20 protein-coding genes, 4 tRNA genes and 1 pseudogene are annotated in these 19,732 nt (G+C 42.2%); 16 read left to right on the forward strand and 9 right to left on the reverse strand.

The genetic code is table 11. The features are described from left to right. Together ACIG3F_RS10130 and ACIG3F_RS10135 are read left to right on the forward strand one after the other, a co-directional pair. The coding region (locus ACIG3F_RS10130) for a lysozyme (RefSeq protein ID WP_396469979.1) at nt 1-456 on the forward strand (456 nt) is incomplete at its 5' end. Further along, the gene (locus ACIG3F_RS10135; protein ID WP_004279637.1) at nt 453-827 is read left to right on the forward strand and encodes a hypothetical protein; all 375 of its coding nucleotides are present in this window, start codon (nt 453-455) and stop codon (nt 825-827) included. The genes ACIG3F_RS10130 and ACIG3F_RS10135, both read left to right, overlap by 4 nt. A gap of 551 nt (nt 828-1,378) precedes the next feature. Here the strand turns inward: ACIG3F_RS10135 and ACIG3F_RS10140 are convergent. Continuing rightward, nucleotides 1,379-2,593, reverse strand: coding sequence for an integrase arm-type DNA-binding domain-containing protein (locus ACIG3F_RS10140; protein WP_253137961.1), 1,215 nt, complete (start codon nt 2,591-2,593; stop codon nt 1,379-1,381). A 991-nt stretch (nt 2,594-3,584) separates the two neighbouring features. Here ACIG3F_RS10140 and glnA point away from each other — a divergent pair. The 5 genes from glnA to ACIG3F_RS10165 all read left to right on the forward strand — a co-directional run bounded on the left by glnA (nt 3,585) and on the right by ACIG3F_RS10165 (nt 7,159). Next, on the forward strand, nt 3,585-5,000 hold the full coding sequence (gene glnA / locus ACIG3F_RS10145) for a type I glutamate--ammonia ligase (RefSeq protein ID WP_004279641.1): 1,416 nt from the start codon (nt 3,585-3,587) through the stop codon (nt 4,998-5,000). Nucleotides 5,001-5,090: 90 nt separating this feature from the next. Then, nucleotides 5,091-5,366 (forward strand): hypothetical protein, encoded by a 276-nt coding sequence (locus ACIG3F_RS10150; RefSeq protein ID WP_004279642.1) that lies wholly within the window; start codon nt 5,091-5,093, stop codon nt 5,364-5,366. Nucleotides 5,367-5,368: 2 nt separating this feature from the next. Further along, entirely contained in the window at nt 5,369-5,875 is a 507-nt protein-coding gene (locus ACIG3F_RS10155) for a chorismate lyase (protein ID WP_004279643.1), read from the forward strand. 5 nt (nt 5,876-5,880) lie between these two features. Beyond that, nucleotides 5,881-6,759, forward strand: a complete 879-nt coding sequence (gene ubiA / locus ACIG3F_RS10160) for a 4-hydroxybenzoate octaprenyltransferase (RefSeq protein ID WP_396469981.1) — start codon at nt 5,881-5,883, stop codon at nt 6,757-6,759. 136 nt (nt 6,760-6,895) lie between these two features. Beyond that, entirely contained in the window at nt 6,896-7,159 is a 264-nt protein-coding gene (locus tag ACIG3F_RS10165) for a hypothetical protein (RefSeq protein WP_005107416.1), read from the forward strand. A 184-nt stretch (nt 7,160-7,343) separates the two neighbouring features. Here the strand turns inward: ACIG3F_RS10165 and ACIG3F_RS10170 are convergent, their stop codons facing one another. The 8 genes from ACIG3F_RS10170 to ACIG3F_RS10205 all read right to left on the reverse strand — a co-directional run bounded on the left by ACIG3F_RS10170 (nt 7,344) and on the right by ACIG3F_RS10205 (nt 11,451). Then, nucleotides 7,344-8,333 (reverse strand): diaminopimelate dehydrogenase, encoded by a 990-nt coding sequence (locus tag ACIG3F_RS10170; protein ID WP_396469982.1) that lies wholly within the window; start codon nt 8,331-8,333, stop codon nt 7,344-7,346. 316 nt (nt 8,334-8,649) lie between these two features. After that, nucleotides 8,650-9,093: a DUF2726 domain-containing protein gene (locus tag ACIG3F_RS10175; protein ID WP_253173292.1), complete on the reverse strand. Its 444-nt coding sequence runs from the start codon at nt 9,091-9,093 to the stop codon at nt 8,650-8,652. Between the two features lie 61 nt (nt 9,094-9,154). Next, nucleotides 9,155-9,230 (reverse strand) — tRNA-Asn (locus tag ACIG3F_RS10180). A 10-nt stretch (nt 9,231-9,240) separates the two neighbouring features. Next, a tRNA-Asn gene (locus ACIG3F_RS10185) sits at nt 9,241-9,316 on the reverse strand. 291 nt (nt 9,317-9,607) lie between these two features. Beyond that, nucleotides 9,608-9,683 (reverse strand) — tRNA-Asn (locus ACIG3F_RS10190). Between the two features lie 5 nt (nt 9,684-9,688). Beyond that, nucleotides 9,689-9,764, reverse strand: a tRNA-Asn gene (locus ACIG3F_RS10195). Nucleotides 9,765-9,912: 148 nt separating this feature from the next. Beyond that, a complete protein-coding gene (locus ACIG3F_RS10200; protein ID WP_004646486.1) occupies nt 9,913-10,539 on the reverse strand; it encodes a superoxide dismutase in 627 nt (208 codons plus the stop codon). 153 nt (nt 10,540-10,692) lie between these two features. Continuing rightward, a complete protein-coding gene (locus ACIG3F_RS10205) occupies nt 10,693-11,451 on the reverse strand; it encodes a Nif3-like dinuclear metal center hexameric protein (RefSeq protein ID WP_253159089.1) in 759 nt (252 codons plus the stop codon). Between the two features lie 170 nt (nt 11,452-11,621). On the opposite strand from ACIG3F_RS10205, the gene ACIG3F_RS10210 reads away from it, so the two are divergent. The 9 genes and pseudogenes from ACIG3F_RS10210 (at nt 11,622) to ACIG3F_RS10250 (ending at nt 19,626) form a co-directional block, all read left to right on the forward strand. Next, a complete protein-coding gene (locus ACIG3F_RS10210) occupies nt 11,622-12,803 on the forward strand; it encodes a trypsin-like peptidase domain-containing protein (protein ID WP_396469983.1) in 1,182 nt (393 codons plus the stop codon). 136 nt (nt 12,804-12,939) lie between these two features. Next, complete coding sequence (locus ACIG3F_RS10215) at nt 12,940-13,197, forward strand: hypothetical protein (RefSeq protein ID WP_180037828.1); 258 nt, start codon at nt 12,940-12,942, stop codon at nt 13,195-13,197. A gap of 80 nt (nt 13,198-13,277) precedes the next feature. Then, nucleotides 13,278-14,069, forward strand: coding sequence for a pyrimidine utilization protein D (gene rutD / locus ACIG3F_RS10220; protein WP_396469984.1), 792 nt, complete (start codon nt 13,278-13,280; stop codon nt 14,067-14,069). Nucleotides 14,070-14,406: 337 nt separating this feature from the next. Further along, on the forward strand, nt 14,407-15,513 hold the full coding sequence (gene rutA / locus ACIG3F_RS10225) for a pyrimidine utilization protein A (RefSeq protein ID WP_396469985.1): 1,107 nt from the start codon (nt 14,407-14,409) through the stop codon (nt 15,511-15,513). After that, nucleotides 15,510-16,271 carry a pyrimidine utilization protein B gene (rutB, locus tag ACIG3F_RS10230; RefSeq protein ID WP_396469986.1) on the forward strand — a complete coding sequence of 254 codons (762 nt, stop codon included), beginning with the start codon at nt 15,510-15,512 and terminating at the stop codon, nt 16,269-16,271. The genes rutA and rutB overlap by 4 nt, the downstream gene beginning before the upstream one ends. 33 nt (nt 16,272-16,304) lie before the next feature. Further along, complete coding sequence (rutC, locus tag ACIG3F_RS10235; protein WP_253173297.1) at nt 16,305-16,685, forward strand: pyrimidine utilization protein C; 381 nt, start codon at nt 16,305-16,307, stop codon at nt 16,683-16,685. A gap of 166 nt (nt 16,686-16,851) precedes the next feature. After that, nucleotides 16,852-17,346 (forward strand): annotated as a pseudogene (gene rutF / locus ACIG3F_RS10240) (NADH-dependent FMN reductase RutF); the annotation flags it as partial. Nucleotides 17,347-17,379: 33 nt separating this feature from the next. Then, nucleotides 17,380-18,735 carry a pyrimidine utilization transport protein G gene (gene rutG, locus ACIG3F_RS10245; protein ID WP_396469987.1) on the forward strand — a complete coding sequence of 452 codons (1,356 nt, stop codon included), beginning with the start codon at nt 17,380-17,382 and terminating at the stop codon, nt 18,733-18,735. Nucleotides 18,736-18,786: 51 nt separating this feature from the next. After that, nucleotides 18,787-19,626, forward strand: coding sequence for an NAD(P)-dependent oxidoreductase (locus tag ACIG3F_RS10250; RefSeq protein WP_004730136.1), 840 nt, complete (start codon nt 18,787-18,789; stop codon nt 19,624-19,626). Nucleotides 19,627-19,732 lie beyond the last annotated feature (106 nt).

Here is a 19,732-nt window from a genome sequence, read left to right on the forward strand (position 1 = left end):
ATCGCTACGGATGAAATGAGCATCAGCCCAAGTGGTATTGATCTGATCCGTAATTTTGAAAGCCTACGGCTCAATGCCTACGATGATGGCGTGGGGGTATGGACCATTGGTTATGGCACCACAAAATACCTAAATGGTATTCGTGTCAAAAAAGGGGATACCTGCACACTGGAACAAGCCAAAAGCTACATGCAACATGACTTGAAAAAATTCGAGCAAACCGTCAATAGCGCAGTCAATGTTCCGATCAATCAGAATCAGTTTGATGCCTTGGTTTCATTGGCCTATAACATTGGACCTAACGCATTTGAAGAATCCACTTTGGTCAAAAGGCTGAATGAGAAAAATTATAAGGCGGCAGCTGATCAATTTGGCTTATGGGTAAATGCTCGTGGCAAACGCCTGCAAGGTCTGGTGAATCGCAGGAAAATTGAAATGGAGTTATTTTTAAAATGACTCTAAATCTATTATGGAAATATAAACACTGGATCGCAATTGCGGTCTTTTTCTTTTTATGGCTAGGGCAAGTTGCTTACACCAATCACTTAAGCGGAAAGCTGCGCAAGGCTGGTGAGCAGTGCACGATAAAAATTCAGAAAATAGAGCAAAACCATCTCAAAGCTCTAACCCATAAACAAAATCAAATTAACCAGATGAGTGCGGATTATGAAGCAGCAAAATCAGAGCAGCACGTGCAAGTCGAAACAGTTACGCGTGAAGTGCAAAAGATCATTGATCGTCCTGTGTATCTCAACCATTGCTTTGATGATGATGGCCTGCAGCAACTCAACTCACTTATCACCAGTGGTGCCAGTAAACCTCCTTGAGTCTTGCCCTGATTTGCAAAAACTGGAATCAGGGCAGGGTAAGGTTGTTTTGGTCTGGTCTATTGATACAGTAGCTAAATATAGCGACTGCAAAGCGCGTCATGCTGCTATTGTGAAAGTTCTTAAATAAGACTGAATAACTCACTAGAGAACAATATTCTAATAAAATAGATAAATGCCCTCAAATGAGGGCTTTGTTTTTTACTTTAATAAATAATTCCTCAATAATAAAAATAAGGGTCTTGATTATTTCTAGCCACTTTATTGCACTCTTTACACCTAATACTCTCTATAGAATAGAGTCCACGAGTTTGCTTACCTTCGGCAGCAGCAATAAGATAAAAGTGCTGAGTATCGTTAAAACTATAGTCATCCCATGCTCCACAAACAGAACACTTAATAATTTTTCTATCGCAGTAAATGTGCGGCTTTTCCATTATATTTCCTCATTATTAAAAAATTTCTAAATTCTTCTATAAATATAAAGCTCACAGTTAAGGGTATCGACTTTAACTTAGTCGGAATTTTGATATAAAAACCTTAACTTCAATTTACTCCCTCCACCCATCCACAATATCAGCCCAATCCTGCATCATCTTTTTACGATCTGCTAAATATTTAGCATGGTTGTATGACGCACGCGTTTTATTCTCATCAGCATGGGCCAGTTGGGTTTCGATCCACTTTTCATCATAGCCAAATTCATTCAATAGGGTAGATGCTGTAGCCCGAAAATCATGTGCTGTAACGTTCTGCATGATGTACTGTAGCGCTCTATTAATTGTAGTAGCTGGCATCATCCCACCATTATAAACACCTTCAAAAACATACTTCTTACGGCCAGTAAGCTTCTTTTGTTTGAGTAGAAGTTGGTAAACCTGTTCTGACATTGGCACTACATGCGTCCTATTTTTCTTGGTCAGTCGCATGCCTTTTTTAAGCTGTTCCCGGGTTTGTTTTTCAAAAGTAATAGTCCTTTCGTCAAAATCAATAAATGACCATTGCAGTCGACGCACCTCAATTGTGCGAAGCATGGTATAGAACAAGAATAAAATAGAATTGACTGTTGACTCAGCACCACCATAACTATCGATTCGCGCTCTAAACAGCTTTCTTTCAGCCAAGCTTAGCGGTCTTGCATGCTCTACGTCTGGTCGTGCAATGACTTCGCGTACCGCATAGGTCGGATCATTCTCAGCTCTTAATGTCGCAATGGCATATCTCATCACAGAGCCAATCTTCTTTCTGTTTTCAATTGCTGTTACTTCACCAGTGCCACGGTTATCCTGACTTTTAACGCGCTTGACTGTATTTTGCATGATCTTCAAAACATCAGCAGAAGTCACATCTTTAATATTCTTATGTCCGATGACTTTGTAGATATCCTTTTCCATTGCCCGGTGAAAAGCATCAATATAAGTTTGTGATTTATCCTTTAGTCGATCCGCAGCATATTCCTTGGCAATTGCCTCAAAACTATTTTCATCACAAAGCAGGGCAGCCTTTTCTTGTTGGCGATGCACAGCTGGATCAATATTTCTAGCAAGTAGTGATTTGATTTCATCTTGCTTTTGACGTGCCTCAGCCAAGCTTACAATAGGGTATTCACCCAGACTGATCATTGAGGCTTTTCCTGCATACCGATAACGCACACGCCACAGTTTTGTACCGGTCGAACGAACCTCAATACACAGCCCACCCTGATCAGCAATACGGTATGCTTTTTCCATTGATTTTAGTTTTTTTAGCTTGGTATCGTTAAGCATGTGAGTAACGCAAAAGATTAAATATTGTTACTCACTATATTACTCACAAAAGTGATTAATACAATTTAATTCTATTTTATGGTATTTAAGCCGAAACGATTGATAATAAAGACATGTAGATTTTAGTTTAATGGCATTTTACAGTATTTAATTATTATGATAATTCTCGATCATTAAAAGCATGAGCTTAACCTATTGAAATTAATGCACTTAACTGTGCTAATGTTGTCCAGATCGTACTTTATTTATACGTGTTGCAAGCACTTGCCTGACACAACTAAATCATTGATTTCATTGTGTGAAAATAAAGCACGCTTCATCATAGCAAAAAATAGCCCCATTCGGCGCAACAATTTCGCTCAATTTATTGGCTTTAAAAACCTATAGAAAATTAAATAAAATTTTAATCATGATTTAAAGTAATAGGCTTACTCAGAGAAAGTTTTAAATGAATATTTTTTAGAGTAAAACTTAAAAATGAAAAAATGAGATCAAAGAGAGGTAAAATGCTTGATGAAAAAAACATCACTTGAATAATTAAGCTTTATATAAACTTTTCTATTGAAAGTAGATTTAAAGAAAATGCCTCATAATAGGCATACAATCCCAAATGAATCGCAAAATTTTCTTTACTGATATCTACCAAAAAACGCTCAATTTTTAGCCAAAAACAAGTAAAAACATAACAAAAGTAAGAAAAAGCAGCATATTTGCTATAAAAAGCTATGTTTCTCATACATCTTTATAGATACATGCACTATTTAGGTGCGCTAAAAAATAAAGCTGAAATAAAATAAATGAAGAATGCTTGAATATAGTGCATTTAGTTTTGCAGCTAGTATAATAGCCGCAAAGTATTTTTGTCACTTCATGATTTCTTATAAAGATTTCAAGATTTTATCTATACTTTTAAAAGTTGGTACGGTAATTGCTTAATAACTATCAACTGCTAACACGCACTTCACGGGTGCAACAAAAACATCGGAGCAAAATGAGCATGGCGAACAAGGTCCTTCAACTCATACAAGAAAGTGGCGCAAAATGGGTCGATTTTCGCTTTACTGATACCAAGGGTAAAGAACAACACGTCACTTACCCAGCAGACAGTATTGATGAAGATACATTTGAAGACGGCAAAATGTTTGACGGTTCTTCAATTGCAGGTTGGAAAGGCATCGAAGCATCGGACATGATTTTACGTCCGGATGCGGCAACAGGTTTTATCGACCCGTTCTTTGCAGAGCCAACAGTTGTTGTAACTTGTGACGTAATCGAGCCATCAACTGGTCAAGGTTATGATCGTGACCCACGTTCGATTGCGCGCCGTGCAGAAGAATATTTGAAATCTACCGGTATCGGTGACACTGCATTCTTTGGTCCAGAACCAGAATTCTTCGTATTTGACGAAGTAAAATGGGAAATCGACATGTCTGGCGCGCGCCATACATTGATCGCTGAAGAAGCTGCTTGGTCAACTAACAAAGACTACGAAGGCGGTAACTCTGGTCACCGTCCACGCGTAAAAGGCGGTTACTTCCCAGTTCCTCCTGTAGATTCTTCACATGACATGCGTGCAGACATGTGTGCGCGTATCGAAGACATCATGGGTCCAGGTCGTGTAGAAGTACATCACCACGAAGTTGCTTCTTGCCAGTTAGAAATTGGTGTGAGCTTCAACACTATGGTGCGTAAAGCAGACGAAGTTCAACAGTTCAAATATGCGGTTTGGAACGTTGCGCATCAATATGCAAAAACAGCAACCTTTATGCCTAAACCAATGGTTGGCGATAATGGTTCTGGTATGCACGTGCATATGTCGATCTCTAAAGACGGCAAAAACCTGTTTGCTGGTGATGAATATGCAGGCCTTTCAGAAATGGCGTTGTACTTCATCGGTGGTGTAATTAAACATGCCCGTTCTTTGAATGCGATCACTAACCCTTCTACAAACTCGTATAAGCGTTTGGTTCCACATTTCGAAGCACCGATTATGCTTGCTTACTCAGCGCGTAACCGTTCTGCATCTATCCGTATTCCTTACGTGTCTAGCCCGAAAGGCAAGCGTATTGAAGCGCGTTTTCCAGATCCAATGATGAACCCGTACCTAGGTTTCGCGGCATTGTTGATGGCTGGTCTTGACGGTATTCAAAACAAGATCCACCCAGGTGAAGCTGCTGACAAGAACTTGTACGATCTTCCACCGGAAGAAGAAGCAAAAATCCCTACAGTGGCGCATAGCCTGGATATGGCGCTTGAAGCACTTCAAGCGGATCATGATTACCTGTTAAAAGGTGGCGTGTTCACGAAAGAAATGCTTGATGCTTATATCGAGCTTAAAACTGAAGAAGTTCGTCGTCTAAACACGACTACTCACCCAGTTGAATTTGATATGTACTACAGCTTGTAATTCATCACGAATTAAAGCGAAGAAAACCCGCGCATGTCGCGGGTTTTTTTGTATCATCTATTTATAATTTTAAATGATTGATGGGCTTAAATGGCACAACGTAAAAAGCACACCAGCTTTTATCCATGGATTGATCCAAAAGATCATAACAAAGGTTTTAAGTTGAACTTCTCTGAAGTGACTTATCTTGAAGTGGGGCGGACTCCCGAGGGTTATAAGCAGGCTCAATTTGTGGCGCTGAAAAATCCTGAAATAGCGCTGGATTATGCTTATCCAGAATCATTTTATTTGAGTGCTGAAGGTTTTATTTTAATTAAAACCCCACAAGGCAAATATGAAATCATTGCAAAAACAGATAACTGTTAACAATGAATAGTCGTTCTAGAAATCAAAATCAGCGTGTGTTGCTGTCAACTCTGCCTGTTGAGTTAAAACCGTGGCTGTATGCATCGGGTTCACTCACGCAACAACTGACCGATTTGGCGCAAGGACAATTCCATGTCGAGCCAATTCAAGAGCATTTTCAGCGTTTAAGCTTTGCCAATGCCAAATGGATGCAGATGTCACATCAGCATACTTCCTGGGTGCGTGAAAGTTATCTCTACGGCTCGGAACAGTCTCCTTGGGTGAAAGCCAAAAGCATCTTTCCGATTTTAAGCCTGCAAAAAAAAGCCCGAATTTTTCAGCATATTGGCACCAAACCGATTGGCTGGTTTCTGTTTCAGCGCACTAATCCACTGTGCCAGCGCCGGGTGGTACTTTTAGATGAGGGCTGGACCCGTCAGAGCTGCTATACTTGGCACGGCTGTAAATTTATCGTACAAGAAACATTTTTACCGGCATTTGAACACTTTATACAAAATTCACGGGCTTGATTTTTATGGCAACCGCACAAGCAATCACCTGGCGTGAGCGTCTTAGCGCCTATTATTATCTTTGTCGTTTTGATAAACCGATTGGGACTGAACTGGTTTTTTGGCCTACCATGTGGGCGCTGTGGATTGCAGCTCAGGGCATGCCACGTATTGAAATTTTAATTCCCATGATTTTGGGTGTGATTTTTATGCGGGCGGCAGGCTGTGCCATTAATGATTTTGCTGACCGTAAAGTCGATGCACATGTGGAGCGTACTAAAAACCGCCCATTAGCGACCGGGATTATCAGTGCCAAAGAGGCCGTGATGGTATTTCTGGTTTTGGTGGCTGCCAGTGCCTGCTTGCTATTTTTTCTGCCAATCGAAACTTTTTACTGGTCATTTGGGGCTTTGTTTCTAGCGTTTATTTATCCTTTTATGAAGCGCTATACCCATTTGCCTCAAGTCTTTCTGGGAGCAGCATTTTCCTGGTCGATTCCGATGGCTTATACCGCAGTTGGGCAAACTCCGGATTTAACCTGCTGGCTTTTATATTTTGGCAATCTGGCTTGGACTGTAGCCTATGATACGCAATATGCAATTGCAGATCGTGAATACGATTTAAAGATTGGGGTGAAATCAACCGCGATCTTATTTGGTCGGCATGATATTCAGATCATTAGCGCTTTGCAGGCCATTAGTATTCTTTTGATTGCTGTGGCACTTTGGCTAGAGAATTTATTGCTTCCATTTGGCCTGGCTGCATTAATTGTTGTCGCTCTTGATTTTATTTACCAAGGGTTAAAAACACGGAATAAAGATCCACAGCTTTGTTTCTGGGCGTTCCGTCATAACCGCTGGATTGGACTGATTATTTTTGCAGGAATACTACTGGCTTTGAGGTAGTGACTGTCTATCGACTGAGAAAAAAGCGTCCTATAAGGATGCTTTTGTTATTGCCTAATCTATAAGGCTTGAGCTATGACTTTATTTTGTTATATTGGGCAGTGTAATTAAATGACGAAATTAAAGCAGGTTTGTTATGTCCGAGCAGCCACAGCCCCGCAGTGTCAAAAAGCTATTGATCTTCGGTACGCTTGCACTTTGTATTCCGGTATTTTTAATTAGTATGGCATTTCTTGCAGTGAATAGTGATGCTAAAAATCAGGAAAAATACAAGCAGCAGCAGGCAGATATGATTGCGCGTATTGAAGCACGAGAAGCTGCGGAAAAGCTCAAAGCAGAGCAGGATGTTAAGGCAGATTCAACTCAAGCTGCGTCTGAAAGTAGTGCAACAGCACCTTAATTTATCTTAAATCCCTTTGCACTTGTCTAATACTGAAAATGTTTGTGTAGTGGATAGTTGCATGGGTTTCTGCAAACGATGATTTGACTGTAGATATTCGATACTTAGTAATTAGGCAAGCCGTATTCTAGAATGGAAAAATATAGCCACCCATCATCCGATCGGTGGCTATATTTAAATCATCTTAAAGCAATTCTTTGCGCAATTGTTCTGAAGATTTAATTGAAAGTAGGGCAGGTGCTACATCTAGGGCTGTTTTGGCACCATATTGCTGAGTTTGATTCAGACGGTAGCAGGCACGGGCATAAGCCACTAGAACACTTGCAGTAAATTCCGGATTGCTATTCAGCTTTAAAGAAAACTCAATCACCTGTTTTTGTGCATCACTGGTATTACCACTACGAATGACAAAACCGCCATGTGGCATATCCTGATGATCTTTCAGTAATGTTTCCTCACTGATAAAATTCACGGTCGTATTATAATCCGCAAAATAATCAGGCATGCTGACGATGGTTTGTTCAACTGTTGCCGCATCAGCCCCTTGTTCCAAGACTACATAACAGTCACGATGATGTTTGTCTTTGGTGCTTAACTCAGGTCGTGCGCCGCTGCGGACTTGTTCAATCGCGTCAGTAGATGGAATGGTGTATTGAACACCAGCTTTCACCCCTGCTACACGGCGGATCGCATCTGAATGGCCTTGGCTTAAGCCTTTACCCCAAAAAGTATAAGTTTCGCCATCTGGTAATAATGCTTCACCAAATAAACGGTTAATCGAGAACATGCCGGGATCCCAGCCAATAGAAATCATGGCTGTTTTTTTGTTAGCAAAGGCAGGTGCATCGACTGCAGCATAGTATTCCGGAATACGTGCATGCGTATCAAAGCTATCTACAGTATTGAATTTACTTGCAAAGATAGGCGCCTGTTGTGGCAAGTCATCTTTAGAGCCGCCACAAAGAATCAGTACATCAATTTTGTCGCTAAAATCATTTAATAGTGCATCCATGCTATACACTTGAGTTTCTGCAAAGCAAGGAGAGATGCTGCTTGGTGAGCGGCGAGTAAAAATACCGACAAGCTGCATATCAGGATTTTTTTGGATGGCAGTTTCAACACCGCGGCCAAGATTACCGTAACCTGCGATACCAATACGAATAAAATTTTGCATAAATAAACGATCACTGAATAAAAAAACAACGCCAAAAATAAGCAAGGTGATGATGGCTAGAAATGAAATAAGCCAATCAGGTCATCTGACTTATATTTTATTTTCGAAAGGATTATAGAGCGATAACTTAAACTTTATCACCCTAATCCTGCAGAAAGGCAGGTTTAACTGAGAATGCTTGTGATGAGACGCTAAATTGGACGAGGATTGGCTAATTTTGAAGCACTAAAAGCTGCCGAGAAATTAAAAGCGGAGCAGGAGGTTTTGATCAATCCAATTCAAGCTGCACCGGAAAGTACTGCAATTGCCGCTTAACTTATCTTAAATCCCTTTGCAGTTGTCTGATAGTTGGAATCTGGGTGTATCGAATCACGGTATAGCCTGCTGCAATCAGCATCGCATCACGTTCAGCATCTTCCTGCTCTTTGCCAATATGACTCGGATCATCCAGTTCGACAATCGCCACTACATTATATTCACGATCAAGTACTACGAAGTCTGTGACTTTACGATTAAATTGATTACGCATTTTCATCTGATCGTGCGTGATCAAAGCACTAAACGCGACTTGTGCCAGAATATGATGATGGGGAAAGGCATCTTTCAGACGTGTAAACATCCTGCTTTCAAAAGCAGTAATGACGCGCTTCGGATAGAATTTCTTTTGACGGGTGAAGAGATGCGGAAAGAGCAGGCAAACTAATGCAAATGTTGCCAGGCAGCCAATCACAAAAAATATAAACTGACTCAAATCAAACACAGATCACAAAAGGGGAGAATAAAAAAACCCACTTCGCAATGAGTGGGTTTCTTCAGAATCTTGGCTCTCCCACCTGGGCTCGAACCAGGGACCTGCGGATTAACAGTCCGTCGCTCTACCGACTGAGCTATGGGAGAATAGATAGATTGGCTCTCCAACCTGGGCTCGAACCAGGGACCTGCGGATTAACAGTCCGTCGCTCTACCGACTGAGCTATTGGAGAATCTGACAGCGATTATAGAGAGATTTGAAAAGGGGTCAAGGCACTTTTGGAAAAAAGCTGCAGAAATTGAATCAAGTGTTTTAAAAATAGTCGAAAAGGTTTGTAGTTCAAACTGTTATGTTTATGTAAACTGGTCTTAACAGCAAAATCGCGATCAGCCTTAATTTTGATAAGCGATCTGGAGCATAAGAAATAAGTTAGCTGATCGCGCATATAAATCAATATGATCTCAATTTAAAAAATACAGCTATAAAAAAACCCACTTCGCAATGAGTGGGTTTTTTAGAATCTTGGCTCTTCCACCTGGGCTCGAACCAGGGACCTGCGGATTAACAGTCCGTCGCTCTACCGACTGAGCTATGGAAGAATAGATGGCTCTCCAACCTGGGCTCGAACCAGGGACCTGCGGATTAACAGTCCGTCGCTCTACCGACTGAGCTATTGGAGAATCTGATCGGCATTTTAGGGAGGAATCAGAAGGTCGTCAATCAATTAATGTAAAGAAATGAATTGTTTGCTTTATTAATATTCACTTAGTGCCTAAAAATAAAAAAATCACCCAAAATGGGTGATTTTTTTAGCAAAGAAATAAAGAATTATTTCTCAACACCTGCAGGTTGACCTGCATATTTCGCATTTGCATAATCCCAGTTTACTAGGCTTTCTAGGAAAGTAGAGATGTACTTAGGACGAGCATTACGGAAATCGATGTAGTAAGCGTGTTCCCAAACGTCAATCGTCAACACTGCAATTTTACCGTGCGCCATTGGCGTATCAGCATTTGAAGTTTTCATGATAGAAAGCTGACCGTTTACTTCGTCAGCCACTAACCAAGCCCAACCTGAACCAAATTGAGTAGTTGCAGCAGCAGCAAATTCTTCAGCAAATTTTTCATAAGAACCGAATGCTTCGTCAATTTTCGCAGCCAAAGTACCAGTTGCTTTACCGCCGCCGTTTTTAGCCATACAGTTCCAGTAGAACGTGTGGTTCCAAACTTGAGCCGCGTTATTGAAAACACCCGCTTTAGAAGCATCACCAGCAGTTGCTGTAATAATTTCTTCTAGAGTTTTGCCTTCAAGCTCAGTACCAGCGATCAGGTTATTCAGGTTAACCACATACGTATTGTGGTGTTTGTCGTGATGGTATTCTAAAGTTTCTTTGCTGATGTGTGGAGCAAGATCTTCGTAGCCATAAGGTAATGCTGGTAAAGTAATGGTTGTCATGTTTTCAATTCCTTGCATTTTGCTGGGTTTTAACAATAAGTGGCTTTATTGTAATAGATAATCGGGCAGAAATGGGCATCGTGTATAAATAACAATACAGAATAAAGCCTGAAAATATATGAATAAAGCCACTGATCATAAACGTCAGTCGAATTAAATCGGATTGTTTAATTCGAAATAATCATACTCAATATTAAACTGTTCTGAAATAGCCTTGGCCAGGCGTTGCACACCGTATTTTTCAGTCGCATGATGGCCACAGGCATAATAATGCACATTCAGTTCCTGAGCTTCATAAAAGGTCCGTTCAGACACTTCGCCCGAAATATAGGCATCACAGTTCTGTAGTGCCGCTTTTTGAATATAATCCTGCGCACCGCCGGTACAAAAACCGACTTTATGGATTTGAGTTTTGTCTGCAGGCAGATGAATCGCATCAAAGCCCAGCTTTTCTGAAACATAATTTTTAAAATCTTCCGGACTCATTGGCTGTTTTAAATAGCCAATATTGCCAATCGGACGTTTTTCACTCGGATCCAGCTGTTCGATATTTTCGAGTTCTAATAAATCCGCAATGGCAGCATTATTTCCCAGAGTTGGATGACTGTCTAAAGGTAGGTGATAGCCAACCAGTGAAATATCATTTTGAATCAGGGTTTTAATGCGTTTACCACGCATTCCCGTAATTGGGTAGGCTTCTCCTTTCCAGAAATAGCCATGATGAACCAGCAATAAATCTGCGCCTTGCTCAATTGCAGCTTCAATGGCACTCTGGGAAGCAGTCACAGCACAGAGGATTTTATTCACCTCGGATTTGCCTTCAATCTGCAAGCCATTCGGTGCATAGTCCTTAAATTCACGTGCTGCCAAAGTTTGGTCACACCATTGAATAATATCGTTCAAATTCGCCATAAAATTCCTGTAAGTTTAAAAACTTGCCCATATTTATCTATAGGTCTAATTGTAACTAAAGCTGCACAAATCTCTGTGGAATTTTTTGTGTTTAGTTATGTATTTAGCATTACAATAGGACACAAATTACTTAGTCATCAACGAATTAAAATATTTTAGAGGATAGCAACGTGCGCCGCACCTTTACATGGTTACCCTGGGTGTTACTGATTTTAGTCATTATCGGTTTTTTGGGGTGGCAACAACTACAAAAACCAAAGGCACCAGTTGCGCCAGATGGTGTCAAAATGCCTGCTGAAAAAGTAGAGCCGTTGATTGATACGTCGCGCTCAGGAGGCGTGGTCTCCTATAGTGCTGCTGTAAAAGTGGCAGCACCCGCTGTCGTGAATATTTTTACTACCCAAAAAGTCAAGCAACAGGCGCATCCTTTACTGACCGATCCGGTATTTCGTGAATTCTTTGGCGATCAGTTGCCTGACCAGTATGGACAAAGCCCGAATGAAAACAGTTTAGGTTCGGGTGTAATTGTACGTCCAGACGGTTATATCCTGACCAATAACCACGTGATTGCACAGGCCGATCAGATTGTAGTGGCTTTGCAGGATGGTCGTCGTGCTGAAGCCAAGGTGGTTGGAACTGATCCGGATACCGATCTGGCCGTGATCAAGATTGAACTGACACAATTGCCAGTTCTGCCATTTAAACTCAGTGGCAATGAAGTCGGTGATGTGGTTCTGGCGATTGGTAATCCTTTTGGCGTTGGGCAAACCGTGACGCAGGGGATTATCTCGGCAACGGGCCGTTCAGACTTAGGCATTAATACCTATGAAGACTTTGTGCAGACCGATGCTGCGATTAATCCGGGGAACTCGGGTGGTGCATTGATTGATGTCGCCGGTAATTTAATTGGTGTGAATACTGCAATTTTCTCGCAGTCTGGTGGTTCGTTGGGGATTGGTTTTGCCATTCCAGCCAAAATCTGTCAGCAGGTAATGAATGCGATTCTGAAAGATGGCCGTGTCGTTCGTGGCTGGTTAGGTATCAGCTTATTGCCAGCAGAGCGTGATGATGTCCTGCAACCCAAAGAAAAAGGCGTGACGGTCGCAGAAGTGTTACCAGACGGACCTGCTGCCAAAGCGGGGATCCAGCGTGGCGATAAAATTATGAAAGTAAATGAGGAAGAGATTAGTTCAGCCTCACATCTGATTAATTTTGTGGCCTTGCAAAAGCCAAACAGCACCATTCAGATTGAAATTGAGCGTGCAGGAAAAAACATGATGCTGGAAGTTGTAGTGACTGAACGTAAGGCACAAGACAGTGCTTCACAATATATTCCTCTGCCAGGCCAATAAGTTTGATCAAAAAAATCCCTCATGATGAGGGATTTTTTTTATACTCTCTTTCAGCATGTTCTGATACAAAAGTGAAATATTAAGCGCTTTATAAATCATTTAGCTTAGGGGAATAAGATTAAAAGAGAAAATAAAAATGACTTTTATGACGGCAGATCAGGCCAAAATTTTATCCAATGTTGCCAATCTGGATATTGAAATGTACAAGCCACGTCTGGCGCAACTGATTGAAGATAATGCCCGGCAAGGCAATACAGCGGTGCTGACAGTTTTTCCCAAACATCTGCCTTTGGAAGATATTCGTGACTTGTCTGCCGAATTAACAGATCTGGGCTATAACGTGCGCTTTGAAGTGCAGGAATTTTATTATAGCTTTAATGTCTACTGGCTCTAATTTTAACAATTGTTCAAAAAAAATCTTATTCAGGCATATATCTTGCTGCATTCATCTCATATTTAAACTATGAGAATTTTATGTCTTTATTTATTCATCGTGCAGCATGGGTTGATGCGCCTTATGTAGTACTTTCCTCCGGATTAGGCGGACATGCCAGTTTCTGGAATCCACAAATTGAGGCTTTGCAGCAATATTTTCATGTGGTGACTTATGATCAGGAAGGTTGTCATTCGGATTCTGAACTGTTGCCAACTCCTTATTCTATAGACCATATGGCCCGACAGATTCTGGATTTATTGATTAGCCATAATATTCGCGAGTTTCATTTTATTGGACATGCCTTGGGCGGCCCTATTGGCATGCAGCTCGCGACTTATCAGGTTGAGAAAGCATTTAAGTTATTGAGTCTGACCATGCTGAATGCCTGGGGAGAATTGGATGCACATACGCAAAAATGTTTTCAGGCACGCACGTCCTTGTTGCTGAATAGCGGGGCCGAGGCCTATGTGCGGGCACAAGCTTTATTTCTGTATCCACCACACTGGATCTCTACCCATATTGAACAGTTGACTGATGCAGAAAATAAGCAGCTATTGGACTTTCCACCGATTCAAAATGTCTTGGCGCGTTTAAATGCAGTGCAGACTTTCAAGCTCGAAGCAAAGCATCAGCAGGCACTCAAAGGTATTCCTGTGCATCTGATTGCCAATCAGGATGATTTTCTGGTGCCTTATCAACGCTCGCAACAACTTCAGCAATTATTGTCGCAGAGTCAGCTTAGCGTGTTTGCAACAGGAGCGCATGCTTCTACAGTGACTGAAACCGCTCAGATCAACCAAAGCATGCTGCAATTTTTGAAATCAGCCTGATATTTTCAGCATGTCACTTTGTTTGCTCAAGCCAGAACCTGTTTCTGGCTTTTTATTTTTTCTAATGAATTATTTTTATGGTTTTACTCAAAATCTGATTCTTCCTAAAAGCGATGATGATCGATTTTAATGCACCTGAATGAAACACGATGAGCAAAATTGATTCAGGGGTGAAAATCATTATTTTACTAAAAATTAAAAAAAATAAATATTAAATATTTGAAATTAAATAATTAAAATTAATTGGCATGCGCTTTGCAATATTTTAAACATAAATAAAAAACCTGAATTGGCAACAGGATTTTGAATATTGGTTAAAAATAATGAGGTGTAAAAAATGAAAATAGGTGTCTTTTGTCCAATTGGAAACAACGGCTGGTTACTCTCTGAAAATGCACCCCAGTACATGCCGACTTTTGAGTTAAACAAACAAATCGTGCAGCGTGCTGAACACTATGGTTTCGATTTCGCACTCTCCATGATCAAGCTGCGTGGCTTTGGTGGCAAGACCGAATTCTGGGAACATAACCTGGAAACTTTTACCCTGATGGCGGGTCTCGCAGCCGTGACCAGCAAAATTCAAATTTATGCAACTGCAGCCACTTTGGTGATGCCACCGGCAATTGTGGCACGTATGGCATCCACCATTGATTCTATTTCCAATGGCCGTTTTGGGCTAAATGTGGTGACTGGCTGGCAGCCACCTGAATATACCCAGATGGGCATGTGGCCAGGCAATGAATATTTTGGCAAGCGCTATGAATATCTGTCTGAATATGTACAGATCCTGCGTGAACTCTGGGCAACAGGTAAATCAGATTTTAAAGGCGAACATTTCCAGATGGAAGACTGTCGTGTGAGTCCGCGACCGCAAGCAGACATGAAAATTATCTGTGCTGGTCAGTCGGATGCCGGTCTGGAATTTTCTGCGCAATATGCTGACTACAACTTCGTGTTTGGTAAAGGACTGAATACACCGACAGCTTATGCAGAAATTAATGATCGCTTGAAAGAAAAAACCGATGTCACCGGTCGTGAAGTACAAACTTATGTCCTATTTATGCTGATTGCGGCAGAAACTGACGAAGAAGCTCAAGCGAAATGGCAGCATTATAACGATGGTGCCGACATGGAAGCGATTAACTGGTTGATGAATCAGGGCGGGAAAGACACGACTTCCGGTGCAGATACCAATATCCGTCAAATGGCGTCTAGTGTATCTCCAGTGAATATCAATATGGGAACCTTTGTAGGTTCTTATGAAAATGTTGCACGAATGTTGGATGAAATTGGCGAGATCAAGGGCACTGAAGGTGTACTCCTGACTTTTGATGATTTCGTTCAGGGCGTAGAAGATTTCGGTCAGAAAATCCAGCCATTAATGAAATGCCGTGACCATATTGTGATTGAGGGCGAAGCACCTGTTCTGGAGAAAAGCGCATGAGTGAGTCAGTAGTAACTGCCGATTTTACAGAAAAACTGGGTACCGGAAAAACGCTTAAAGCTGAGCCTGAAGCGATTTGTCTGGCACCTGAACAGACCGCGCTGATTGTGATCGACATGCAGAATGCCTATACCTCACAGGGTGGCTATCTTGATCTGGCGGGTTTTGATGTCTCAAAGACCAAACCCGTAGTCGAAAACATTAAAAAGGCAGTCGATGCTGCGCATGCGGCCGGTATTCAGGTCATCTATTTTAAAAATGGCTGGGATGCAGAATACAAGGAGGCGGGTGGAGCGAATTCCCCAAATTTTCATAAATCCAATGCCCTGAAGACCATGCGCAAGCAGCCTGAATTGTACGGTAAGTTGCTGGCTAAAGGTGGTTGGGATTTTGAACTGATTGATGAATTACAGCCACTGCCACAAGATCTGGTCATTGAAAAACCTCGCTATAGCGGTTTCTTTAATACTGCACTGGACAGCATGTTGCGTGTGCGTGGTATTCGCAATCTGGTGTTTGTGGGAATTGCCACCAATGTTTGTGTGGAATCGACCTTACGTGATGGTTTTTTTCTGGAATATTTTGGTGTGGCACTTGCAGATGCATGCCATCAGGCCGGGCCAGTCGAAGCCCATGAAGCCAGTCTGTATAACATCAAGACCTTCTTTGGCTGGGTATCCGATACCGCAAATTTTGTCGAAACCTTTCAAAAAGAAAGTGAATCACTTAAAGAAACTAAATTGGCTGAAAGTGCCTAAAAAATTAAAGATCAGGATTAAGGAAAAAACAGTATGCCTAAAGAAGTCATTATTCCAGCAGGAACTTCAAAACCGTTAGCGCCGTTTGTACCGGCAACCAAGGCAGACAATATTGTCTATGTGTCAGGCACATTGGCCTTTGATGAAAATAATAACATCGTGCATGTCGGCGATGCAGCAGCACAGACTCGTCATATTCTGGAAACCATCAAGCGCGTCATTGAAGAAGCCGGTGGCAGCATGGACGATGTGACTTTCAATCATGTATTTGTCAAAGATTGGGCAGATTATGCAGCGATTAATGCCGTTTATGCAGAGTATTTCCCGGGAGATAAACCGGCACGATATTGCGTACAGACGGGTTTGGTCAAACCTCATGCGCTGGTCGAAATCGCCTCGATTGCCCATGTATAAGTCGAACCACCTGATTCAATCTCATCTATATCAGCCCTAAGTCTGTCACTGAAAACTGACTTGGGGCGGGGGGAACAGCATGAATGCCAAATTGTCTAAAATCATCACGGAAGCGGTTGCAGAAAACAGTGCATTAAATAAGGTTTTAAAGACTGAAACCGCAACTGAAGTATTTACCCAGATCGATCAGCAGATTTTCCGTCAGGGCATGTCTAATCTGGGCGCTGCGGTGAATGTGATTACCACACAAGGTGCGGCGGGAATGGCAGGATTTACAGCATCAGCGGTCTGTAGTGTGACAGATACGCCACCGACCTTGCTGGTCTGCCTGAACCGTTCATCCTCAGTTTATGAGACTTTTAAAAATAATCAGGTGTTGTGTGTGAATACCCTAGCCTCACATCAGCAGCATCTATCCAATCTGTTTGGTGGAAAAACACCGATGGCAGAGCGTTTCAGTCAGGGGGACTGGAAAACCTTGGTGACCCAGTCACCTGTACTTGAGGATGCCTTGGTCAGTTTCGACTGCGAGGTGGTCCAATATTTATCTGTAGGCAGTCATGACGTGCTGATCTGTGAAGTGAAAGCCATGTGCCAGCGTCAAGGCAATGCGTTGATGTACTTTAACCGTTCTTACTGTGAGCCACACAAAATGTGCTAAATCAATTCAGTCCTAATCAAGGAGGGGAAGCTCATGCAAGAAAAAGAAACGTGGTTTCCAAAATTTAAGCCTTACCAAGGCAATATCGATACGACACCAGTTCAGACAGATGAATATCTGCCGGCTGGGAAAAGTATTATTCTCGGTTTACAGCATGTGTTTGCGATGTTTGGGGCAACCGTGCTGGCGCCACTTTTAATGGGGTTTGATCCCAATCTCACGATTTTTATTACCGGGATTGGTACCATTTTATTTTTCCTGATCACTGGCGGTCGATTGCCAAGTTATCTGGGATCCAGTTTTGCCTTTATTGGCGCCGTGGTGGCGGTCACAGGCTACTCCGGGGCGGGGGTGAATGCAAATATCGGGCTGGCACTTGGGGGAACCATTGCCTGCGGTATTGTTTATGCCTTGATTGGCCTGCTGGTCATGAAAACCGGTACCGCATGGATTGAAAAGCTAATGCCACCCGTGGTCACGGGCGTCATCGTGATGATTATCGGCTTGAATCTGGCACCTGTCGCGATCAAAAGTGTCTCAGCCAACCAGTTTGACTCTTGGATGGCACTGGTCACCATTATCTGTATCAGTGTGATTGCGGTATTTACCCGTGGGATGGTGCGCCGTTTACTGCTGTTATTAGGCCTACTGTCTTCCTACCTGATTTATTTTCTTTTCACTAATGTAATGGGCTTCGGACCTGCGATTGATTTCAGCAAAGTCAGTGAAGCAGCATGGTTTGGTCTGCCAAATTTCCAGAGTCCAGTCTTTGAAATGAATGCGATGCTGATGATTGCACCGGTGGCCATTATTCTGGTTGCAGAAAATCTTGGGCACTTTAAAGCGGTATCCGCAATGACTGGTAAAAATCTGTCGCCGTATATGGGACGCGGTTTCTTTGCAGATGGGGTTTGTACTTCATTATCCGCTTCTGTCGGCGGTACCGGGATGACCACTTATGCTGAAAATATCGGTGTGATGGCAGTGACCAAAGTGTACGCCACCACCGTATTTATTTTTGCTGGGATCTTCGCTATTTTGCTGGGACTTTCACCTAAATTTGGTGCGGTGATCAGTACCATTCCAGTAGCTTTATTGGGTGGCGCATCGATTGTGGTCTTCGGGTTGATTACTGTGGCGGGTGCCAAAATCTGGGTGGATAACCATGTTGATTTTACCAAGAACAGTACCCTGATTATTGGTGCGGTGTGTCTGATTATGGGGACAGGTAATTATAGCTTGCAGATTGGTGGTTTCGATTTGGGTGGTATCGGTACTGCGACTTTGGCTGCGATTTTGTTGAACCTGTTCCTAAATCGTGGTGAAGATAAAGAATTGCCTGAACCTGCATCGACCGCAACAGAAGTTGAGGTTAAGCCAGTCGCTTAATATAAGGAGTATTTTTTGAGTCATACAGTTGCATTTTTAGGACTTGGGGCAATGGGCTGGCATATGGCCTCCCATTTGCCAAAACTCGGACATCCGGTTTGGGTCTGGAACCGGACTGAACAGAAAGCGCTAGATCATGCTCAATCTTTCAGGACTCTGGCAGTGGGTATTGAACAAGCGGTTCAAGCCGACTTTATCTTTTCCTGTTTGCCGACCAGTCAGGATGTAGAGAAGCTAATTGCTGCACATCCACCCAAGCAAGGTGCAATCTGGATTGACTGTACCAGCGGTGTGCCGGAATCGGCACAAAAACTGGCAAAGCGATTGGAGCAGCAGAGAAGCTATTACCTGGATGCTCCGGTATCGGGTCAGACTGTTGGGGCAGAAAAAGGCACTTTAACCGTGATGGTGGGAGGAAATGAAGCTGCCTTTGAACAAGCCAAACCGGTCATTGTTGCTTTTGCTGGCTTGATTGAATATGTCGGAGAAAGCGGTTCTGGTTTTGCGGTGAAAGCTGTTAATAATACCTTGATGGCTACGCATTTATGGGCTTTGGCTGAAGGGTTGACTGTGTTGAAAGGGCAGGGAGTTGATTTAAGCAGTGCGTTGAACTGTATTAATCATTCCAGTGGTAAAAGCAGCATGTCGAAAAATATCATGGCACAGCGGGTTTTAAGCCGTGAGTTTCATAAAACCTTTGCGCTGGATTTATTACAAAAGGATATCGGCATTGCTTTAGAGCTTGTACAGCAACAGCAACTGGATTTATCAGTGATGTCTTTAGTTCAGCAGCAGTTTCAGCAGATTGCTAAGCCACAGGCCAGCCAGCTGGATTTCTCCGCTGCGGTGCAAGGCTTAGAACAACGTACGCAAATTGAATTAAGGGGATAAAGTTTTTATTAAAACTTGCTATTAAGAGAGATAATTAATTTTCACTTAAGTTCATCTCAGTAGATTTCTTTATCAAAAATATTAAAATCCGGGAATTTAAAAATTC

Source organism: Acinetobacter sp. NPDC052428 (genome assembly GCF_044547685.1).
Lineage (GTDB): Bacteria > Pseudomonadota > Gammaproteobacteria > Pseudomonadales > Moraxellaceae > Acinetobacter > Acinetobacter lwoffii_G.